The following is a 17,087-nucleotide window of genomic DNA, read 5'->3' as shown; positions in this document are numbered from 1 at the left end:
CTATCAGTGATAGGTCGCGCGTCAACGCGGTGAGGTTCAGCAGGATAGCCCGCATGTCCCTTCTCGACGACGCATTCGCGCTGATCCGCCGCCCTGGCGTCGAGATCGGCTCGCTGATCCCTGATGTGCTCATTCGCGAAGTCGGACGCGACACGCTGATCACGACCGACCACCCCGTGGAGACCGGAGCGGCGATCACGGATCACGCCTTCAAGCTGCCGGCCGAGATCGAAATGATTTTGGGCTGGTCGGATTCGACCGGGGGCTATGTCGGCTACAGTGACGAAGCCTATGAGATGATCCTGGCGATCCAGGCGAAGCGCGAGCTCATCTCGGTTTCAACCGGCCGGCGCAATTACGAGAACATGCTGCCGGTCGGCATCCAGCAGACCCGCGACGAGACGACGGCCAACGTTCTGATGTGCGCGCTGCGGCTGCGACAAATCCTCATCGCGAATACCCAAACGACATCGGCGCCGAAGTCAGCACAAGCGAATCCAGCGAAGACAGGTTCGACCGTCGATGTTGGCCAGCAATCGCTGAAGAGCGCCGGAACGAGCGGCTTTGCATCGCCGGCCGCGAGGGCGTGATGGCAACGGTCCAGGAATTCCCTCTGCGGCCCGAAGCCCAGCAGATGACGATCGAGCTCGCTTCGGTCCTCTATACGGTGCGCTTCGGCTGGTGCGACACGCCTGACGGCGGGTGGTTCCTGGACCTGAGCACCTATGAAGGCGCCCCACTCATCCAGGGCCTGCCCCTCACTGCCGGCGAGAACATCCTTCAGCAGTTTGAATATCTCGGCATCGGCGGCGAAATCCGCGTCGAGACGGACGGCAACGACCTCGTCGAACCGACCTATGCCAACCTCGGCTCCAACGGCAAAGTCTTCTTCATCACTCCATGACGCGCCAGTGGCTCCGCAAGATCCAGCTTTCCGTCGAAGGCGGTGGCAAGACGATCGACCTGTCCCAGATGCGGGTTCGGTTCGTTGTGCAGCAGGAACTGCAGCGGCAACGGCCGGCGGTCGCGCAGATCACGATCTCGAACCTCTCTGACCAGACCGCGAACGCGATCAACAAAGAGGGAAAGGTCATCTCCCTCGAAGCGGGGTACGAGGAAGGCTTCGGCCTGATCCACAAGGGCGAGATCTACCAGAAGCGCGGCCCGGCTCGGGAAACGCCAGTCGACAAATATCTGACGCTGAACAGCAAGTCGGGCGACACGGCCTATTCGTTCTCGACGGTGAACAAGACGCTCGCGGCCGGCCATACCTTCCGCGATCAGGTCGACGTCGCTCTCGAAGCGCTCAAACCCTATGGCGTGACGGCCGGCTTCATCGCCGACCTCGGCAAGCAGACCATGCCGAGGGGGAGGGCGCTTTTCGGCATGACGCGGGACCTGCTTCGGACAATCGCGCAGTCGACGAATACCTCTTGGACGATCCGCGATCAGAAGCTCGAGATCGTCAAGAACGACAAGGCGATGGACGGCCAGGCCTTCGTCCTGAACTCGCAGACCGGCATGATCGGGATGCCCGTGCAGACGACCGGTGGCATTCAGGTGCGCATGCTGCTCAATCCCCGTGTCCGGCCGGGCACCAGATTGCAGATCGACCAGAAGTCGATCCAGCAGGCGACGCTGAACCAGGACTTCTTCAATCCGATCGAAACACAGCAGTCACAACTGCCGAGCATCGCTTCGGACGGCTTCTACAAGGTGCTCTACGTCGAGCACTCCGGCGATACGCATGGCGTGCCTTGGTACACGGACTGCGCATGCGTCGCGACGAGCGAGCAGGGTCTTGTTCTGAAGAACTTCGTCAACCAGGGCATCCCCACGGACGTGTGATGACGATCGATCTCAGAGACCGTAGCGACAGTTTCGAAGAGACGCTGCGCGCGATGTTCGACGACTTCAGGTCAGGTCAATTCACTTCGATGCCGGCTCGTGTCGTCAGCTATGACGCGCAGAAGCAGACGATCTCGGCTCAGCCGACGATCAAGGCCTATGTCCTGCAAAAGGACGGCACGTCGAAGGCCACCGAATATCCGGTCATTCCCGATATTCCGGTGCAGTTTCCGGGCTCTGGCGGCCAGACCATGACTTTCCCGGTCAAGGCCGGCGACGAATGTCTGCTGAACTTCTGCTCGCGGTCGCAGGACTCCTGGCAGCAGTCCGGCGGGGTTCAGGCTCCGATGGATACAGGCATGAACAACCTGTCGAATGCCTTCGCCATGCTCGGCTTCCGATCCAACCCGCGAGCGCTGACCAACGTCTCGACGGACGCGACGGAGGTCCGCTCCGATGACGGGAACACCAAGATCAGCCTCTCCGGTGCCGGCGGCGTAGGCATCTCGACGGACAAGAGCGTCGGCATCACGGCCGCCAATGGCGTGAACATCTCAGGCGGCGCCGGCAACGTGAATTTCACCGGAACGCTGAAGGTGACCGGCGAGATCGAGCTGAACGGCATCAAGCTTTCGCTACACAAGCACACGGGCGTCCAGCCCGGCAGCGGCACATCTGCGGGCCCGACGAACTGAGCCATGAAATATCGCAAGCTCGATGCCTCGGGGGATTACTCCTTCGGGAACGGCAGTGCTGACTTCTGGAAAGATCAGCCGGAAGCCGTGGCGCAGGCCGTCCAGACGCGCCTCTTCCTGTTCCGGGGCGAGTGGTTCCTCGACACGACCGAGGGGATGACCTGGAAGACTGAGGTTCTTGGCGTTCGCACGGCGAACACGCGCGATCCGGCCATCCGTCGCCGGGTGCTCGGCACTCCGGGCTGCAAGGCGATCACTGACTATTCGAGCTCGCTGAACCGCGACACGCGCGCCTTCAGCGTGAACCTGACCATCGACACGATCTACGGCGCCGCCACCGTGACCGGGGTGAATTTCTGATGGCCTTGCCAGTCTGCACGATCAGCGACGCAGGTATCTTCAAGCCAGACTATGCGGCCGTGCTCGCCTACTTCCAGGACGAGGTCCGCGGCATCTTCGGGCAAGATATCTACATCGATCCCGACAGCCAGGACGGCCAGCTTCTCGCCATCTTTGCCGCTGCGGTCGACACCGCCAACGCGATGGCGGTTCAGGTCTACAACGCCTTCTCGCCGTCGTCCGCGCGCGGTGTTGGGCTATCCTCGGTCGTCAAGATCAACGGCATCAAGCGGTTGGTGGCGTCGAACTCGACCGTCGATCTCCTGATCACAGGGCAGGCCGGTACGACGATCACGGGCGGCATCGCTACCGACGACGCCGGCAACCAGTGGCTGCTGCCTTCTCCCATCGTGGTCCCGTTCGACGGCGACATCACGGTCACGGCAATCGCGAAGGATGCAGGGGCGATCGTCGCCTTGCCCGGTACCGTGACAGGCATCGGGACGCCGACGCGAGGCTGGCAGAGCGTCACCAATCCGACCGCCGCCGTCGTTGGCCAACCGGTTGAGCTGGATGCCCAGCTCCGCAAGCGCCAAACCGTCTCGACGGCTCTGCCTTCGCTCACTGTCTTCGAGGGCACCATCGGCGCCGTGGCATCCATCACCGGCGTCGATCGCCTCAAGGGACACGAGAACGACACCGGCACGACCGACGCCAACGGGATACCGGCGCATTCGATCTCGCTGGTAGTGCAGGGCGGTGACGCCACGGCCATCGCTCAGGCGATAGCGGCGAAGAAGACGCCCGGAACCGGGACCTACGGCTCGACGAGCGTCACGATCACCGATGAGTATGGGGTAGCGCGGGATATCCGGTTCTTCCGCCCCACCTCGGCGACGATCAAGGTCGCGCTGAACATCACGGCAATGACCGGCTACACGGCGGCGATCGAGGCCGCGATCAAGCAGAGCATCGTCGACTGGGTCAACGCGCTGGAAATCGGCGAAGACGTCGAGTTCGCGGAGATCTACCTCCCGGCGAACCTCAACGGCCTGCCGGACCGCCGCACATACAAAATCAACTCGATGACGATCGCGAAGAATGCGGGCACGCCCGGCACTTCCGATCTCGTCATTGCCTTCAATGAGGCGGCAACCGCTGCCCTTTCCGACATCGCGATCACGGTGGTTCCCTGATGGCTATTCAGACGATCAACGTCGGCGCCGCTCCGAATGACGGGACGGGCGACAAGAACCGCGTTGCCTTCATCAAGGCGAATGGGAACTTCGCTGACCTTCAGGTTCAGATCAGCAACCTCTCCGGCCTCAACATGGTCGCTGGCCCTGTCACCAAGCTCCCTGCCGGGAGCAACCCGACTGCGACCCTGACCGGCTCCGCGCCGAACTACACGCTGAACCTCGGCCTGCCCGAGGGACCGGCCGGCGCTGGTGCTCCGACCTCGGCCGACATCCTTGCTATCCCAGAGATGTCGCGACTTGAGCGTGCTCTTGCCTCCGCTGGTGTGCCGGATGAGTCCAGCCTCATCGTGGACTTTATCCGGGGCGTGCACTTCGCGTCGAAGTCCGTGATCACGGCGTCGATCCTGACGATGGTTGCTGCGCTCGGCGGCTTCTCTACGTTCGCGCGCGCCTCGACGGCGACATACTTCGACAGCGACGGCCTGCTGAAGACGGCGGCGAACAACGTCCCACGCATCGAGTACGATCCAGTCACGCGCGCCATCCGTGGTCTGCTGATCGAGAACCAGGCGCGGACGAACCTGTACACCTACTCCGAGCAGTTGAACGACGCGTCATACACGAAAGTTCGCTCTACTGTCACTGCTGACGCAGCCGTCGCGCCCACCGGCCTGACAACAGCAGATAAGATAGTCGAGGACACCACGGCGACAAACACGCATTTGCTTGTCAAGTCCGGAACGGTCGCCTCTGGTTCTGTCTATACAGTGAGCGGGTTCTTTAAGGCCGCTGAACGGAGTCAGGTTCAGCTTCAGTTCGACGACGGCTCGGCCGTCACTTACGCGAGCGCGAAGTTCAATCTGACGTCTGGCGCCGTGAGCAGCATCTCGGGAACCGGGGCGACGGCGTTTGCTACCAACTGCGGGAATGGCTGGTGGCGCCTGGAGGTGACCGGAACGACGACCTCTACCACCGGGCGGGCGGTTGTCTATCTCCTCGACGCAACCGGCAACGCAACATACACAGGCGACGGAACAAGCGGACTGTACGGATGGGGTACTCAGCTTGAGCCTGGCTCCAGAGCCTCAAGTTACATCCCGACCACCGCTTCGACCGTCACCCGAGCGTCCGACTCGCTGACACTAGCCGGGGCGCAGTGGCTAACGGGCACCGCTCTCTCCTCGCTGATCGAGTGTCGTCTCAATGAGATCAGAGGCGCGGGCACGACATCCAACCTCGTATTCTTTCAGGATGCGTCCCTCGCCAACATAGCGTGGGTCCGGGAAGGATCGGTCATCGTGGGGGCCGATTTCTGCACGAAAGCATCCGGCACAAACCAGATTGACAGCGGCTCGTATGCGACTGCGGTCGCAACGGTGATGCGGTTTGCCTTTGGCCTCGATGCAGCCAGCTACGGCTTCGCAAAAGACAATGTGATCTCGATGACCGGCGGCTCCTCCTCATACCCGTCCGGAATGGATCGATTGGTGCTCGGCCCCAGCGGCTTCATGGGTCACATCCGCCGCGTCGTCGTTTGGCCGCAGCGGCTCTCGAACACCAAGGTCCAAGCCCTCTCCAACCAGGCAGCGTGGAGCTGATCATGCGCGATTACCTCCTTCGCTTCGACGACGAGGCTGCGGCCATCGCCCTGCTGCCTGGTCTGCATGGTGAAGAGGGCTGGACCGGCGATGTTTTGGCTGTCGTGCTGGTGACGGCCGATGCGGTCTATGGCGAGCCTGACGAAGGCGGCATGCCCGTGGTCGAGACGCCGCGAGCGATCGAGCCCGGCTTCTGGCTGCTGACGACGCTGCCCGATCAGCCCGGCGAGGTTGCCGCTATCGAGCGCGAGACAGGGCACATCGTCGGCGGCGATGTCAGCCTCGCGGGAGCGCGTCTGGATCCGGTCTGGGCGGGTGGTGAGCCTTTCTTGAGGATCGGTGATGTCGTGGCCTAGGGCGGACTCACTCGATCCGACCGCCGATGTCGATTGGCTGACGGCCGACTATGTTGGGCCGATCGCGCCGGCCCCGCCCGAGCCAGAACCGCCAACCGCGGACAAATATCTCGACCTGATCACGAGCTATCATCGCGGGAAGCCGAAGTTCACTGCGATGATCAAGGCGCTGGTTGAGCCAATCGTGGCTCAACAGGCGTTCCTGCAGCATCTGCCGCTAGACTTCGACCTTGATCAAGCGATCGGCGTCCAGCTCGATCAGGTCGGCGAGTGGGTAGGGCGGACCCGCTTCGTCAAGGTGCCGATCGCGAACGCATGGTTCTCCTGGGACGCCAATTTCAAGGGGTGGGATCAGGGCGTCTGGTATCAGCCGCAGTACGATACCCCGGCCGGTATCACTCGGCTCGATGATGACACCTATCGCACGCTCCTGCGGGCCAAGATCGCAGCGAACAACTGGGACGGCACGCTGCCGAGCGCGAAAGCCGCGCTTGAGATCCTGTTCCCTGACGGCGAGACGACGATCCTCGTCGTCGACAACCAGGACATGACGATCACCTTCGGCGTGGCTGGTCTGATCCCGTCGGCTCTCTTCATTGCGCTTCTGTCGCAGGGGTATTTGCCACTCAAGCCTGAAGGGGTGAGGGCGGATTACCTGATCACCACGGTCGCGGGCCCGCTCTTCGGCTTCGACGTGCAGAACGAGTTTATCGCCGGCTGGGACACGGGCGCTTGGGGCGCCCCGCCTGCATACTTCACTTCCTGATCCCGGAGACATCGATGGCAACGAATGAATTCCTGCCGTGGGCAACGGCGGGCGGAGCGAACGTGACTTCGCAGGCGGATTATGCGGCTGCGGCCGCGCGTCTGGCAGGCGTTGTTGCGGGTACTGCGAGCTCGGCCTTGGCAAACAAGACGTGGCGCCAGGCTGCGTTCATCGCGTCCGTCATTGGGCAGCTTGTGGCCGATCACTCTGGCGGCGACGCGCTCGACAACGGTGACGCGGCTGCCCTGCTTTTGGGGCTGGAACGCGCGCTGCAATCCGGCGACATCAACTGGGGCGGTACTGCCGGCGGAACGGCCAACGCGCTGACCGTCACCCTCGATCCGCAGCCCGTCTCCTGGGCACGGCTAGTCGGCTCTCAGATCAACTTCATCGTTGGCGTGACCAACACGGGCGCAGCAACTCTCGCTGTCACAGGCCTGACCGGCACCAAGCCGATCGTCCGTCCCGGCGGTGCTGCGCTCAAGGCCTCCGATCTCGTCGCGGGCGCCGTGTTCCGCGGCATGTACGACGGCACGTCGATCCAGATGGCCGGCATCACGCAAAGCGCGCCGGGCACGGTGACTGTCTACGCTACGCCGGGAACCACGAACTGGACCGTGCCGGCTGGCATCTTCAAGATCCGGGCCCGCGTCTGGGGCGCGGGTGGCGGTGGAGGCGCGCTCATCGCGGGCGCGACATCAGGGTCTGGCGCTGGCGGCAATGGCGGCGGCTACGCTGAAGGCGTCTACAGCGTAACTCCCGGTCAGATCCTCTCAATCATCGTCGGCGCCGGCGGCGCGAAAGGCACGTCTGCCGGATTCGGAACTAACGGCCAGGCAGGCGGAACGTCTTCGGTCGGGTCGCTGCTTTCTGCGACTGGCGGCGGTGGTGGCAACACCGGGTATACAAGTTACGCCGCAACCGCTTCATCGACCGTCGGCGCCGGAACAGGCGGCCAGATCAACCAACTCGGTCAGCAAGCGGCAAACAGCTATATTATCGGCTCTGCTTACATCGCTTCAGCGGGCGGTGGCGCGTTCAACACGCCAGGAACTCCGATTACCGTTGGAAATAGCTTCAAGGGCATGCAGCCCGGCGGCGGCTCGTCTGGCGTGTCCGCGGTTGTCTCAGACGCTCAGGACGGTGCCGACGGCATGGTCATCATCGAATATTGAGGCAGCCATGAGCAAACACGCGCGCGTCGGCGACGGTCAAGTCGTTGAAGTCTTTACCGTACCGGAGGGCTTCAAGATCGAAGACTGCTTCCATCCTGCAGTCTCGGAGCAATTTGTTTCATGCGGAGATCAGGTCGAGCCGGGCTGGATCGAGGAAGACGGAAAATTCCAAGAGCCTAAGCTTCCGGGGGAAGATCTGCAGTGAGCGAATATCATACCAACCCGTCTGTTAAGAAGCGGCCGATCCCTGCGTGGGAGGCAACGCCGTTCGTTTTGGGCGGCGATCTGTACAAGGCGTCATTCTGCCGAGACTGGGCCGCGACGACGGGATCTGGCATCCGCATCGATAAGTATGACCCGACAAAAGACGTCTTCTATAAAGTGGCGCTGCTGTCCTCGGCGCACTTCCTCGGCTGCGCTCTGGTCTCGGAGGACGGCCGGCTCATCATTTTCACGACGACCGACACCGCTTCCGCTGGTAACCAGGTTGTCGCCTGCGAGGTGAACACCAACACGTGGGCTTGGGAAGGAGCGGAGTGGGTCGTCTACACCGTGCCGGTCGACCGCAAGGTCTACAACACCAGCGCAACTTATGGACCGCACGGCTACGTCATAGCGCTTGAGACGGATGACGAAGTGCCGTTCAGCATTCGGTTTATCTCAAGCCCCGATCTAGCTACGTGGTCCCCCATCGGTGGCCTATGCCATGGAGACTTTTACTCAGCCTGCCCGACGATCCGTTACGTTGAAAACGGATATTATCTCGTTTCCTACATGTGGAACAATGGTGGGTCATTCGAGAGCGTTATGGGGCGCACGAATGACTTCTGTGCCATTGAAGACTTCCACGGACGACCCGGCCTTGATGCCTATCACAACCTGATGTCGCCAGATGCGGGTGAGGGCACAAACAACTCCGATGTCGATTTCATCGAATGGAATGGGAAGGTCTATTTCACCTATCTCACGGGTGACCAATCGACTTGGTGCTTCGCGAACGATGCATGGTTCGACGGGACGCTCATCGACCTGCACCGGATGTATTGGCCTGCGCCTTTGCCTTAGGCCCACGGCATGATACGGCCAGCGGATGGGAGTGCTGCGCTTTCTTTTAGCTATGTCGGTGGTCTTCAGGCACACGGCCTGGGGAGCCAGCGGCCCGATGATCAGCGCGTCTTTAGCGGTGCAGGTGTTCTTCATCCTGTCCGGTTTCTATATGTCGCTGGTTCTGACAGGGAAGTATCGCCTACCGTCAGGAAAAGCCGACCTCGGAGCCTTTTGGAGTGCGCGGCTGTTTCGCCTAATGCCAGGCTATTGGGTGGCGCTTGGAGTCACCCTACTGGTCATGGGCGGTTCGGTGTTCGCTGTTGCCCAAGGCTTGCCCACTTGGGTGCAGGTTTGGGCGTTCCTGTCCAACATATTCATTGTTGGTCTGGATGGTCTTCTCTTTATTCAGAACGTCGGCGGCGTGATTTCAGCGCGTGAGGCATTCGCGGCAGCCGACTATCAGCCGCATCATCTCATGGTGATTCCTGTTGCGTGGACGCTAAGCTTGGAGATCGCCTTCTACGCTATGGCTCCGTGGCTGGTCCGGTGGCGAACGACTTGGTTGCTGGCGGCGTGCGGGGGAGCGGTCTTGGCTCGTGTCTTTGCCGCGCAGATGGGGTTGTGGAATGACCCATGGGCCTATCGCTTCTTGCCGTTTGAGATGGTCTTCTTCCTGCTAGGCATACTCATTCATCGGCTTTATGCGAGCCGAGTATTTCTTCCGAAATGGGCTTCGCTCGGTCTGTTCTCCTTATTGTTCCTTTTCCCTATCCTGCCGTCGCTGTCGATCTTCGGGGTGGATTGGCGGACGCTGGCTCTATTCGGATTGACCGCTGCAACGGTTCCGACACTGTTCAACTTGACGAAGGATTCGTCAGCGGACAGGGCGATCGGGGAGCTTTCCTACCCGATCTATCTGATCCATTACGCCGTGATTTTGGTAATGCCGGCTTGGCATCCTTTTGTGGTTGCGGGGTGCGCTATATTGGCCGGCATCGCGTTGCGTGTCGGCATTGAAATGCCAATCGAAAAACTGAAGTCGGTCCGGCTGGCCAGAACTTAGAGCGACCAGCGCTCGACCCGCCTTGGCTCGCGTTATTCTATTGCATCGACGCGGCGGCGTTCATCCTGTTTCGACTAGGCCGCGAATTGCTTTTGCCCAAACAGCATATCCTGCTGCATTCAAATGGATACCGTCATAGGTGAGGTTCTCCGCCAGAGCGCCGTCCTTGCCCCTCAACAGCACCCCTATGTCGAGCCATTCGGCACCGCTGATTTTAGCCTCATGCTGGGCCTGCTCGTTATACGAACGGATCCGGTCATTTGAAAGAAGGCCATCGCCGGGAAGAGCTTGAAACGGCGGCCCGCGCCGCGTTGGGATCGCGCTCTGCACGAATACCTTAGTTTGAGGCAGGTCGGATTTCAGCCTCGACAGGATAGCGCCTAGACGACGTGCCGCCACGCTCGGTTCGGCCCCGAAGAAGATGTCGTTCGTCCCGATCATGAGAAAGATCGCGCGAGGCTTGCGAGCGGTGACCTCGTCGAGCCGGGCGTTCACGCCGACAGTCGTATCGCCGCTGATGCCGCGGTTCAGGATCGCGGTTCCGGGGAAATACTCGTTCCACGCGCCCAGGTCAGTAATGCTGTCGCCAAGCATGACTATCGCATTGTCGACCTGAGGTCGGCCGTGGAAGTTCTCGACCTTGCTCTTATATGTCCCGTCTTGAAGCACCGAAGCGGATTGGTCGGGAGAAGGCTGGGGAGCAGACGACTCTTGAGTGGCCGGGACTGCTCGGGCCGGCTCGGTGGATGGCCACAGGGCAGCGGCGGCGGCCGCCGCCGTTACAGCGCCACCCAACCGGGCGAAGTTGGGGCGGTTGGTTTCGAGAAGAAATAGTTTGCGGATCGGAATGGTCGGGAACTCGATGTAGCGGTAGGTGACAGCCGAGAGGAACAGCAACGCCAGCCAGAACGATAGCTGCATGCGCAAATCGAACGGCGTTCCTTGGATTTGCGGGGACAGCAGCAGGGCATGCCAACAGTAGATTGAAAAGCACATCGCCCCGAGTATCCGCAGCGGCCAGACGCTCAAGATCTCTGCAAAGCGGCCGCGGATGTTCAGCGCCGATACGATCAGTATCGCGATGCCAATTTGTTGGATGACATTGAAGCCAGCGGTTAGACCGCGCGGCATCAATTGTTGAACTCTCAGGTCCCATAGGAAGCCGGCGAAGGCCATCGTCACCAAGCCAATAGCTACGTGCCGAAGTCCTAATGCTGGGAGCTTGCCGCGTGCGAAAGCCCAAGCGAGCACCGCTCCAACAGCGAAGTCATCCATCCTGGCAAAGACGGAATCTTTGACCGGATTGATATGCACGTTGATGAACGGGACATATGCCCCGACGCAGCGAACAACGAACGCAGCGAGCGCGATGGCAGCCAGCGCGCGGAGTGGCCCATGCTTTCTCATCGACCAGATCAGAACGGGCAGAAAGGGCGTGAACCAGATTTCGATCCCTAGCGACCAGAACGGCCCGTTGATCGTCGGGAAGAACTCGGACGGGATCAGCAGGTTCAGCGTCGAGGCTGTAACCAGAAACGAAAAGATGTCCGGCGCGCCCTTGTGAAGGGTGAAGGCGAAGCTGACCACGCACATGATCAGGAATAGGGGCAACAGGCGCTTCGCTCGGTGACGAACGAAGCCCCAAAACTCCAAGGGCCTGTCGCTCGCGAAGAACGGCAGCGCCAGCACGAAACCAGAGAGGATGAAGAACAGTCCGACGCCCATCCAGCCGTTGCCAATAACCCAGGGATAGGTGCCGAAGCGCGATCGAACGGCGTCCATGACCGCCCCCGCGAACAAGTGCTGGTAGATCACCAATAGAATGGCGATGCCTCTAAGGCCGTCGATAGCCGGAATCCGTGCGCTCATGCGTGACGCACTAGCACGCCTCTAGCCGCAACAGAACGTTCACTTGCCAGCCTCGCGCGGGCTTTTTCACATCTGGAGCATTTCATGGACACGACCGCAGTTCAGCGGGCGCTGGTCGCGCTCGGCTATTCGCTTGGTGTGGACGGCAAGCCTGGCCCGAAGACGAAGGCGGCCGTTCAGGCGTTCCAGATTTCGCACGGTCTGCATGTCGACGGCATCGTCGGGCCAAGGACCGAGGCCGCGCTGAAGGCGGCTATCGCGGACAAGCCGCAATCGAAGCCGGCCGGAGGCCTCGACCGCTCGAAATTCTTCGCCTTCCTGCGATCCGGAAAGGCGTTGATGTTCGGCACGTCGCTGTCCTCCGGTCAGGTCAAGGGCATCGAGGGCATTCTCGACGGCTTCGCGAAGACCGGCGACGGTCGCGACAAGACGCTGGCCTATGGTCTGGCGACTGCGCGCCGCGAGGTCGGAGCCGGCATGGTCCCGGTGCGCGAGGGCTTCAAGCAGACCGACGCTGAGGCCCGCGCCTATGTCGACAAGCACTATCCGAACAAGGGCTATAGCAAGCCAACCGGACCGTGGGGCCATGTCTATTACGGGCGTGGCATCGTCCAGCTCACGTGGTTCGACAACTACCAACGCGAAGGTATCGCCGCGGATCCCGATCGCGCCCTGGATCCTGTCTTCGCCGCGGAGCTGATGTTTGCCGGGCTGCTGGACGGCCGCTGGAACGGGCAGGGCAGGGGCTTGGCCTTCTACCTGCCAACAGGCGGCCCTGACGACCTGATGAACGCGCGCCGTACGGTCAACATCACCGACCACTGGGAAGAGATCGCCGGCTTCTACCAGCAGTTCATGGCGGCGATCGCAGCCGCTCGACCCTGATCCCGCAGCGGCCGGGTTCGCCGCTTCCCTCACATCGGAGCACCATCATGAAACGTATCGTCCTGGCGCTCGGCGCCTTGGGCGCGCTGGCGCTTGCCGGCTGCCAGACCCTCGACAGCAGGATCGCTGAAACCAGCGACCGTCTGTCCGCGCGCTGCGCCGATCTCCAGGCAGCAGCGCTCGCCGTCGACCTGTTCGCGCCGGAGCCGGTGCGTGCCGCGGCGCAGCAGGGGCAAATCGTGCTCGCGCAGTTCTGCGCCAAGCCGCCCCGCACCGCCGCGGACCTCGCCATCGCGATCGGCGAGACGATCAAGGCCCTTCAGGCCATCGAGGCCGCCAAGCGCGGCTGAGCCATTCTCAGAACCACGGAGATCGACATGAACTGGGATTCTGCACAGCAGCTCCTGCGCATCCTCCTCCAGATCGGCGCCGGCGCGCTGGTCTCGAAGGGCATCCTCACTGAGGAGATGGCCGCGACGGCGACGGGCGCGGTGCTCTCGCTGGCCGGCGTAGCGTGGTGGGCCTACTGGAACCGCAAGCGGGCGGCTTGAGGCGAAGATGACGATCACCTCGGAACTCGTCGTCTTCATCATCACGGTTCTTGGCGCGCTCGGGGCCATCTGGGCGCGCATCGAGGCGATCGTCAGCCGAGCTCGCACCGAGGCGCTTGCCGCCGCGACGGGGGCTTCAAGCAAGGCTGATGTCGTCGCGACCGACCTCGCGTCCCATCGGCTCCACGTCGCCGAGCACTATGTCAGCAAGGTTGGTCTGCGCGAGCAGGTTGGTCAGGTGCTCGACCTTGTGCGTGATGTCCAAAGCGACGTCGGCAGCATCAACGAGCGGCTGGATCGCGTGATCGAGAATCGCCACTCGCCGCGGGGACGCACCGGCTTCAAGCCACCATGACGAAATCAAGTGGCTGACCGCCGCAAGATGGACTTGCCGGCCTAACCGGCTTCCTCCCTAAACTTGGCCCGGCCTCCGAAAGGGGATCGGGCCTTTTTTTGTTGCATAATTGCGACCCAAGGTCGCTTCGCGAAACCCGAAGGTCGCGAAGCGATTTTATTCGTGCCGCTTTCGAACGCCGCTGAAATCCTTCATCGGCGTGAGGGGGCCATCCTCGGAAGGCGGCAGGGAGCCGCGTCAGCGTCACCCCAGGGCGCGGCTTCCTTTGACGCCCCCGCCTATCTGCAACGCGTATCGTCGTTGGAGGATGACGATGCAACACTCGACACAAAGCCGCATTTTCCCGACTTCGGAACCCATCGAAACCCCCGAACAATTTCGCGAGGCGCTTGAGCGCTTGCGACGCCTTGAGATTGCGGCCGAGGATTCGCCCAGAGGGCGGGAGCGCGCCGAGCTCGAGTTCAGCATCTGTCGCTATCTCGCTCGCGGCGAAATCCGTGTGCGAGAATGAATCCGGCATTGTAGCCATCGTTGGCGACGTTCTCGCCGAAGCGTCCTATAAACTCAGGCAACTTGCTGCCGAGATCGTCTGTTCCTCAGACCGGTCTCGGCACAACCGCCGCCCCGAGTTCCGGGCTGTCAAATGATATTGAAAACCTAACTGCCTCTCCCAAAATCCTGCTCTGCAGGTGTCCTTTTGGAGGGAGGGAGACATGCCTTTTTCGTCGCTGAGTGACCCCACTGATCTCGCGCGGGCTTGCGCGGCGCTGGAGGCTGCGTGGGACGAAATCAGATCGATCATTCCCCACGCGTGTGAGGAGCAGGAGCGCATCCGGCTGGCCTACATCGTGGCGGCCTTGGTGCATGTCGCCGAAGACGAAGATGACCTGAGACGGCGGGTCATCGAGCGATACCGGCAATCTGCCGCTGCATGATTTCGGCCCCGCTGGCTTCGGCCGGCGGGGCACCGCGTTGATCGCAACGGCAGACCGATCAGCGTTTTCGTTAATCAGAAATGCCATGCTACACTGGAGAAAATGCGCGAATCTATCACGCGCTAAACCAAGAAGAGAGGAGGAGCAAATCGTGCACGACGCGAACATGATCGCAAACCGCATCCTCGATCTCGCCGACGCCGCTGGCGATACGGTCACTCCAATGCAGCTTTTGAAACTGGTCTATATTTCACACGGCTGGATGCTCGGATTGTATGGCGTTCCCCTGATCACAGACCGTATCGAGGCGTGGAAGTACGGGCCCGTGATCCCACGAGTTTACCACGAGGTGAAAGGCTATCGCGATCAGCCTGTCACCGGGCGGCTTTCGGTGCGGGTGGGCCAGGATGACTTACTCCCCATCGAGGAGCAGGTTCTGCGTCAGACCTATGATCACTATGGCAGCATGAGTGGCATCAAGCTGTCGTCGTTGACGCACAAGCCAGGGACGCCTTGGGCGGAAACCTGGACCGAAGGGTGCATGGGCACCGTCATCTCGAACGACCTGATCGAAGAATACTACACGCGCTTGGCCGTGGAGCGTGCCGGCGCGTGACGGAGATTCCTGGCGATCAGGATCAGGCCGCTCGGATCGAGCGCTTGCGCCGGGCGCGAGAGCGCCTTGGCGAGCGCCGCCCCGTTGATATCCCTGTCGCAAAGGTCCCTGACCCGTTACCGACCGACGATAAATCGGTCTCTGAGGCGCATTCGATTGCCGCAGGCAGTCTCGAAGAGGATGCCGCTAGAAACGACCATCGACGTAACGAGAGCTTCCGCAACGCGGTCTCCTGGGCCACTCTCATCATTTTCTGGCTGGCCGTCGTTGCCATCGTAATTGCTGGGGTGTGTTGGTTTTGGCACCTCATGACGCCGGAGAAATTGCATTTCCTGGAGCCGCGTCAATCCGAGAAGGTTGGATCGTTGCTTTTGGGCGGTGTCATGTCCAACGCAGTCTCGGCGTATGCCAAGAAGCGACTAGGCTTTTAAGCCGGAAGCTTCCAGTGGCTCACAATTCTGACGCGGTCTCGCTTCAGCGGGGCCGGGCTTTTTTGCCTTTGGGGCTATCCGGTTAGGGCGGCCGCGATTTCATGCTCAAGTTCTATGACGATGCGTCGATAGTCGTCCGCAATGGCAGCAGCCCCAGGCGCTTTTTGCTGGGCCCAGTGGAGGGCGGCAACCGATGCTAGCTCGTAGCTTCCATAAAGCTCAGCAATCCGAGACCCGGCAGCCCGCTGGAGTTGGAACCTCCTATCGGGCCAACGAAGCATCAGCCGCGCCATTCCTGATCTTTGTTCTCGGGTCATGGCAGCCCGACACGATTGCAAGGCCAAGCTATCTTCTCCACCGACCCCCCGGATATTGTCCTTGGGGGTCAGACCTTGGCCTTCAACGCCGCGTAGCGATCGATCTCGGTTCGCAGCCGAGCCACTGCGGCGTCGCCCCGAATGCTCTTCATGCCCCGCATGCCGTCCTTCTCACCATCAAGGGCCTGGTTGCGCTTTGCCAGCGGCAGGCTCGCCAGAAACGCGACCTCGCACTCGTGCTTCCATTCCTCGGACCAGGTCGAGACCTCGCGGCCGGCGAGGATGGAAAACTTCGTGGGCGGGTTGTCAGGCGGGTAGGGCATCGGCTCGAATCGCGGTTAGTCTTCGCCCCGGGGTAGACCAGCAGAGCCCGGGCGACCAAGGAACGATTCCACCGTGATCCCGTTCTCGACTCCGTCGAGTGGGAGTTGCGTCATGTGTGCCCAGCGAATTCTTCGATCGGGCCTACCCTCGGATACCATCAGCGGCCGGCCGATGCCGCGCGACGATGAGCGTCAGGGCGTCCTCGATCTCCGCGTTCTGCCAACCTATCGCGCCTACAGCGCAACTCGAGGATGGGTCGACAAGGTCGACGAGGTCCAGTTGCTCGCCAGCGCCTTTGCCGACCGGCTCGCGGACGTGACGAGCATCCGGAACACGGGTGAGTTGGACGAGGCAGACGCGGCCGGCGTCAACGCGAACATCGCTTCGATCGCCAAGGCGGCCGACGACCTCATCTCCGCTGTGATCAGCAATGCTGAATCTCGCGGCCTTCAGGCGACGGGGCCGTGGATGGATATCCCCCTTTTCGAGTGCCGGGAATTCGAGGTCGAGGAGCGCGACCCGGTCGGAGACCAAGCAGACGACGCGTATCGTCAAATGAAGAAGTAGCTATCCGCGGGCGCGTTCCGATCCGACCGTCGCCGGCTGGATCTCCTTCCCGTCCTTGTCGTAGGCGCGGCGCGGATTTCGCTTCATAGCGCTCGGATCTGCTCCTCGAATTCCTCCGGGATGGCCCCGTGACGCGCGAGGACGTCGATCG

General features: G+C 61.7%; 23 protein-coding genes. 21 read left to right on the top strand and 2 right to left on the bottom strand.

The genetic code is table 11. The annotated features are described in order from the left end of the window. Positions 1–53: 53 nt before the first annotated feature. The 13 genes from AC1DIN_RS03835 to AC1DIN_RS03775 are packed head-to-tail and all read left to right on the top strand — an operon-like array spanning position 54 to position 10,086. The gene (locus AC1DIN_RS03835; RefSeq protein WP_441510247.1) at positions 54–590 is read left to right on the top strand and encodes a phage baseplate protein; all 537 of its coding nucleotides are present in this window, start codon (positions 54–56) and stop codon (positions 588–590) included. Continuing rightward, positions 590–904 carry a phage baseplate plug family protein gene (locus AC1DIN_RS03830; RefSeq protein WP_441510246.1) on the top strand — a complete coding sequence of 105 codons (315 nt, stop codon included), beginning with the start codon at positions 590–592 and terminating at the stop codon, positions 902–904. The genes AC1DIN_RS03835 and AC1DIN_RS03830 overlap by 1 nt, the downstream gene beginning before the upstream one ends. Then, positions 901–1,848 (top strand): phage protein, encoded by a 948-nt coding sequence (locus AC1DIN_RS03825; protein WP_441510245.1) that lies wholly within the window; start codon positions 901–903, stop codon positions 1,846–1,848. The genes AC1DIN_RS03830 and AC1DIN_RS03825 overlap by 4 nt, the downstream gene beginning before the upstream one ends. Further along, positions 1,848–2,543: a Gp138 family membrane-puncturing spike protein gene (locus AC1DIN_RS03820; RefSeq protein ID WP_476808740.1), complete on the top strand. Its 696-nt coding sequence runs from the start codon at positions 1,848–1,850 to the stop codon at positions 2,541–2,543. Before AC1DIN_RS03825 ends, AC1DIN_RS03820 begins: the two co-directional genes overlap by 1 nt. 3 nt (positions 2,544–2,546) lie before the next feature. After that, positions 2,547–2,903 (top strand): contractile injection system sheath initiator, encoded by a 357-nt coding sequence (locus AC1DIN_RS03815; RefSeq protein WP_476808739.1) that lies wholly within the window; start codon positions 2,547–2,549, stop codon positions 2,901–2,903. After that, positions 2,903–4,078, top strand: a complete 1,176-nt coding sequence (locus tag AC1DIN_RS03810; protein ID WP_476808738.1) for a baseplate J/gp47 family protein — start codon at positions 2,903–2,905, stop codon at positions 4,076–4,078. The genes AC1DIN_RS03815 and AC1DIN_RS03810 overlap by 1 nt, the downstream gene beginning before the upstream one ends. Further along, the gene (locus AC1DIN_RS03805) at positions 4,078–5,679 is read left to right on the top strand and encodes a phage head spike fiber domain-containing protein (protein ID WP_476808737.1); all 1,602 of its coding nucleotides are present in this window, start codon (positions 4,078–4,080) and stop codon (positions 5,677–5,679) included. Before AC1DIN_RS03810 ends, AC1DIN_RS03805 begins: the two co-directional genes overlap by 1 nt. Before the next feature lie 2 nt (positions 5,680–5,681). Continuing rightward, a complete protein-coding gene (locus AC1DIN_RS03800) occupies positions 5,682–6,035 on the top strand; it encodes a hypothetical protein (protein WP_476808736.1) in 354 nt (117 codons plus the stop codon). Beyond that, the gene (locus AC1DIN_RS03795) at positions 6,022–6,801 is read left to right on the top strand and encodes a DUF2612 domain-containing protein (RefSeq protein WP_476808735.1); all 780 of its coding nucleotides are present in this window, start codon (positions 6,022–6,024) and stop codon (positions 6,799–6,801) included. The genes AC1DIN_RS03800 and AC1DIN_RS03795 overlap by 14 nt, the downstream gene beginning before the upstream one ends. 14 nt (positions 6,802–6,815) lie before the next feature. Continuing rightward, positions 6,816–7,976, top strand: a complete 1,161-nt coding sequence (locus AC1DIN_RS03790; protein ID WP_476808734.1) for a glycine-rich domain-containing protein — start codon at positions 6,816–6,818, stop codon at positions 7,974–7,976. Positions 7,977–7,983: 7 nt separating this feature from the next. Then, positions 7,984–8,181, top strand: a complete 198-nt coding sequence (locus tag AC1DIN_RS03785) for a hypothetical protein (protein WP_476765433.1) — start codon at positions 7,984–7,986, stop codon at positions 8,179–8,181. Continuing rightward, entirely contained in the window at positions 8,178–9,041 is an 864-nt protein-coding gene (locus AC1DIN_RS03780; RefSeq protein ID WP_476808733.1) for a hypothetical protein, read from the top strand. The genes AC1DIN_RS03785 and AC1DIN_RS03780 overlap by 4 nt, the downstream gene beginning before the upstream one ends. 31 nt (positions 9,042–9,072) lie before the next feature. Further along, entirely contained in the window at positions 9,073–10,086 is a 1,014-nt protein-coding gene (locus tag AC1DIN_RS03775; RefSeq protein ID WP_476765431.1) for an acyltransferase family protein, read from the top strand. Between the two features lie 60 nt (positions 10,087–10,146). Here AC1DIN_RS03775 and AC1DIN_RS03770 read toward each other — a convergent pair whose 3' ends face one another. Next, positions 10,147–11,955 (bottom strand): acyltransferase family protein, encoded by a 1,809-nt coding sequence (locus AC1DIN_RS03770; RefSeq protein WP_476765430.1) that lies wholly within the window; start codon positions 11,953–11,955, stop codon positions 10,147–10,149. A gap of 84 nt (positions 11,956–12,039) precedes the next feature. Between AC1DIN_RS03770 and AC1DIN_RS03765 the strand changes: the two genes are divergently transcribed. From AC1DIN_RS03765 to AC1DIN_RS03735, 7 genes are all read left to right on the top strand, one after another. Then, a complete protein-coding gene (locus AC1DIN_RS03765) occupies positions 12,040–12,840 on the top strand; it encodes a peptidoglycan-binding protein (RefSeq protein ID WP_476808732.1) in 801 nt (266 codons plus the stop codon). Positions 12,841–12,887: 47 nt separating this feature from the next. Beyond that, the gene (locus AC1DIN_RS03760; protein ID WP_476808731.1) at positions 12,888–13,190 is read left to right on the top strand and encodes a hypothetical protein; all 303 of its coding nucleotides are present in this window, start codon (positions 12,888–12,890) and stop codon (positions 13,188–13,190) included. A gap of 27 nt (positions 13,191–13,217) precedes the next feature. Then, positions 13,218–13,391: a Pam3-gp28 family putative phage holin gene (locus tag AC1DIN_RS03755; RefSeq protein WP_476808730.1), complete on the top strand. Its 174-nt coding sequence runs from the start codon at positions 13,218–13,220 to the stop codon at positions 13,389–13,391. Positions 13,392–13,398: 7 nt separating this feature from the next. After that, a complete protein-coding gene (locus AC1DIN_RS03750; protein ID WP_476808729.1) occupies positions 13,399–13,746 on the top strand; it encodes a hypothetical protein in 348 nt (115 codons plus the stop codon). Between the two features lie 713 nt (positions 13,747–14,459). Beyond that, entirely contained in the window at positions 14,460–14,681 is a 222-nt protein-coding gene (locus AC1DIN_RS03745) for a hypothetical protein (RefSeq protein ID WP_476808728.1), read from the top strand. A 151-nt stretch (positions 14,682–14,832) separates the two neighbouring features. Continuing rightward, positions 14,833–15,297 carry a Panacea domain-containing protein gene (locus AC1DIN_RS03740; RefSeq protein WP_476808727.1) on the top strand — a complete coding sequence of 155 codons (465 nt, stop codon included), beginning with the start codon at positions 14,833–14,835 and terminating at the stop codon, positions 15,295–15,297. Then, positions 15,294–15,728 (top strand): hypothetical protein, encoded by a 435-nt coding sequence (locus AC1DIN_RS03735; protein ID WP_476808726.1) that lies wholly within the window; start codon positions 15,294–15,296, stop codon positions 15,726–15,728. The genes AC1DIN_RS03740 and AC1DIN_RS03735 overlap by 4 nt, the downstream gene beginning before the upstream one ends. Before the next feature lie 385 nt (positions 15,729–16,113). On the opposite strand, the gene AC1DIN_RS03730 is transcribed toward AC1DIN_RS03735, so the two are convergent. Then, positions 16,114–16,368, bottom strand: coding sequence for a DUF7696 family protein (locus AC1DIN_RS03730; RefSeq protein WP_476808725.1), 255 nt, complete (start codon positions 16,366–16,368; stop codon positions 16,114–16,116). 172 nt (positions 16,369–16,540) lie between these two features. Here AC1DIN_RS03730 and AC1DIN_RS03725 point away from each other — a divergent pair, with 172 nt between their 5' ends. Continuing rightward, positions 16,541–16,936 (top strand): hypothetical protein, encoded by a 396-nt coding sequence (locus AC1DIN_RS03725; RefSeq protein WP_476808724.1) that lies wholly within the window; start codon positions 16,541–16,543, stop codon positions 16,934–16,936. Positions 16,937–17,087 lie beyond the last annotated feature (151 nt).

It is taken from the genome of Allobosea sp. 05T438, assembly GCF_056396025.1.
The sequence above is the reverse complement of the archived record's forward strand: the minus strand, read 5'-3'. Positions and strand labels throughout refer to the sequence as shown.

Excerpts from the sequence above, each read along its gene's own strand:
- AC1DIN_RS03835 (WP_441510247.1), top strand. The coding sequence starts at position 54 with ATGTCCCTTCTCGACGACGCATTCGCGCTGATCCGCCGCCCTGGCGTC.
- AC1DIN_RS03830 (WP_441510246.1), top strand. The coding sequence starts at position 590 with ATGGCAACGGTCCAGGAATTCCCTCTGCGGCCCGAAGCCCAGCAGATG.
- AC1DIN_RS03825 (WP_441510245.1), top strand. The coding sequence starts at position 901 with ATGACGCGCCAGTGGCTCCGCAAGATCCAGCTTTCCGTCGAAGGCGGT.
- AC1DIN_RS03820 (WP_476808740.1), top strand. The coding sequence starts at position 1,848 with ATGACGATCGATCTCAGAGACCGTAGCGACAGTTTCGAAGAGACGCTG.
- AC1DIN_RS03815 (WP_476808739.1), top strand. The coding sequence starts at position 2,547 with ATGAAATATCGCAAGCTCGATGCCTCGGGGGATTACTCCTTCGGGAAC.
- AC1DIN_RS03810 (WP_476808738.1), top strand. The coding sequence starts at position 2,903 with ATGGCCTTGCCAGTCTGCACGATCAGCGACGCAGGTATCTTCAAGCCA.
- AC1DIN_RS03805 (WP_476808737.1), top strand. The coding sequence starts at position 4,078 with ATGGCTATTCAGACGATCAACGTCGGCGCCGCTCCGAATGACGGGACG.
- AC1DIN_RS03800 (WP_476808736.1), top strand. The coding sequence starts at position 5,682 with ATGCGCGATTACCTCCTTCGCTTCGACGACGAGGCTGCGGCCATCGCC.
- AC1DIN_RS03795 (WP_476808735.1), top strand. The coding sequence starts at position 6,022 with ATGTCGTGGCCTAGGGCGGACTCACTCGATCCGACCGCCGATGTCGAT.
- AC1DIN_RS03790 (WP_476808734.1), top strand. The coding sequence starts at position 6,816 with ATGGCAACGAATGAATTCCTGCCGTGGGCAACGGCGGGCGGAGCGAAC.
- AC1DIN_RS03785 (WP_476765433.1), top strand. The coding sequence starts at position 7,984 with ATGAGCAAACACGCGCGCGTCGGCGACGGTCAAGTCGTTGAAGTCTTT.
- AC1DIN_RS03770 (WP_476765430.1), bottom strand. The coding sequence starts at position 11,955 with ATGAGCGCACGGATTCCGGCTATCGACGGCCTTAGAGGCATCGCCATT.
- AC1DIN_RS03765 (WP_476808732.1), top strand. The coding sequence starts at position 12,040 with ATGGACACGACCGCAGTTCAGCGGGCGCTGGTCGCGCTCGGCTATTCG.
- AC1DIN_RS03760 (WP_476808731.1), top strand. The coding sequence starts at position 12,888 with ATGAAACGTATCGTCCTGGCGCTCGGCGCCTTGGGCGCGCTGGCGCTT.
- AC1DIN_RS03755 (WP_476808730.1), top strand. The coding sequence starts at position 13,218 with ATGAACTGGGATTCTGCACAGCAGCTCCTGCGCATCCTCCTCCAGATC.
- AC1DIN_RS03750 (WP_476808729.1), top strand. The coding sequence starts at position 13,399 with ATGACGATCACCTCGGAACTCGTCGTCTTCATCATCACGGTTCTTGGC.
- AC1DIN_RS03745 (WP_476808728.1), top strand. The coding sequence starts at position 14,460 with ATGCCTTTTTCGTCGCTGAGTGACCCCACTGATCTCGCGCGGGCTTGC.
- AC1DIN_RS03730 (WP_476808725.1), bottom strand. The coding sequence starts at position 16,368 with ATGCCCTACCCGCCTGACAACCCGCCCACGAAGTTTTCCATCCTCGCC.
- AC1DIN_RS03725 (WP_476808724.1), top strand. The coding sequence starts at position 16,541 with ATGCCGCGCGACGATGAGCGTCAGGGCGTCCTCGATCTCCGCGTTCTG.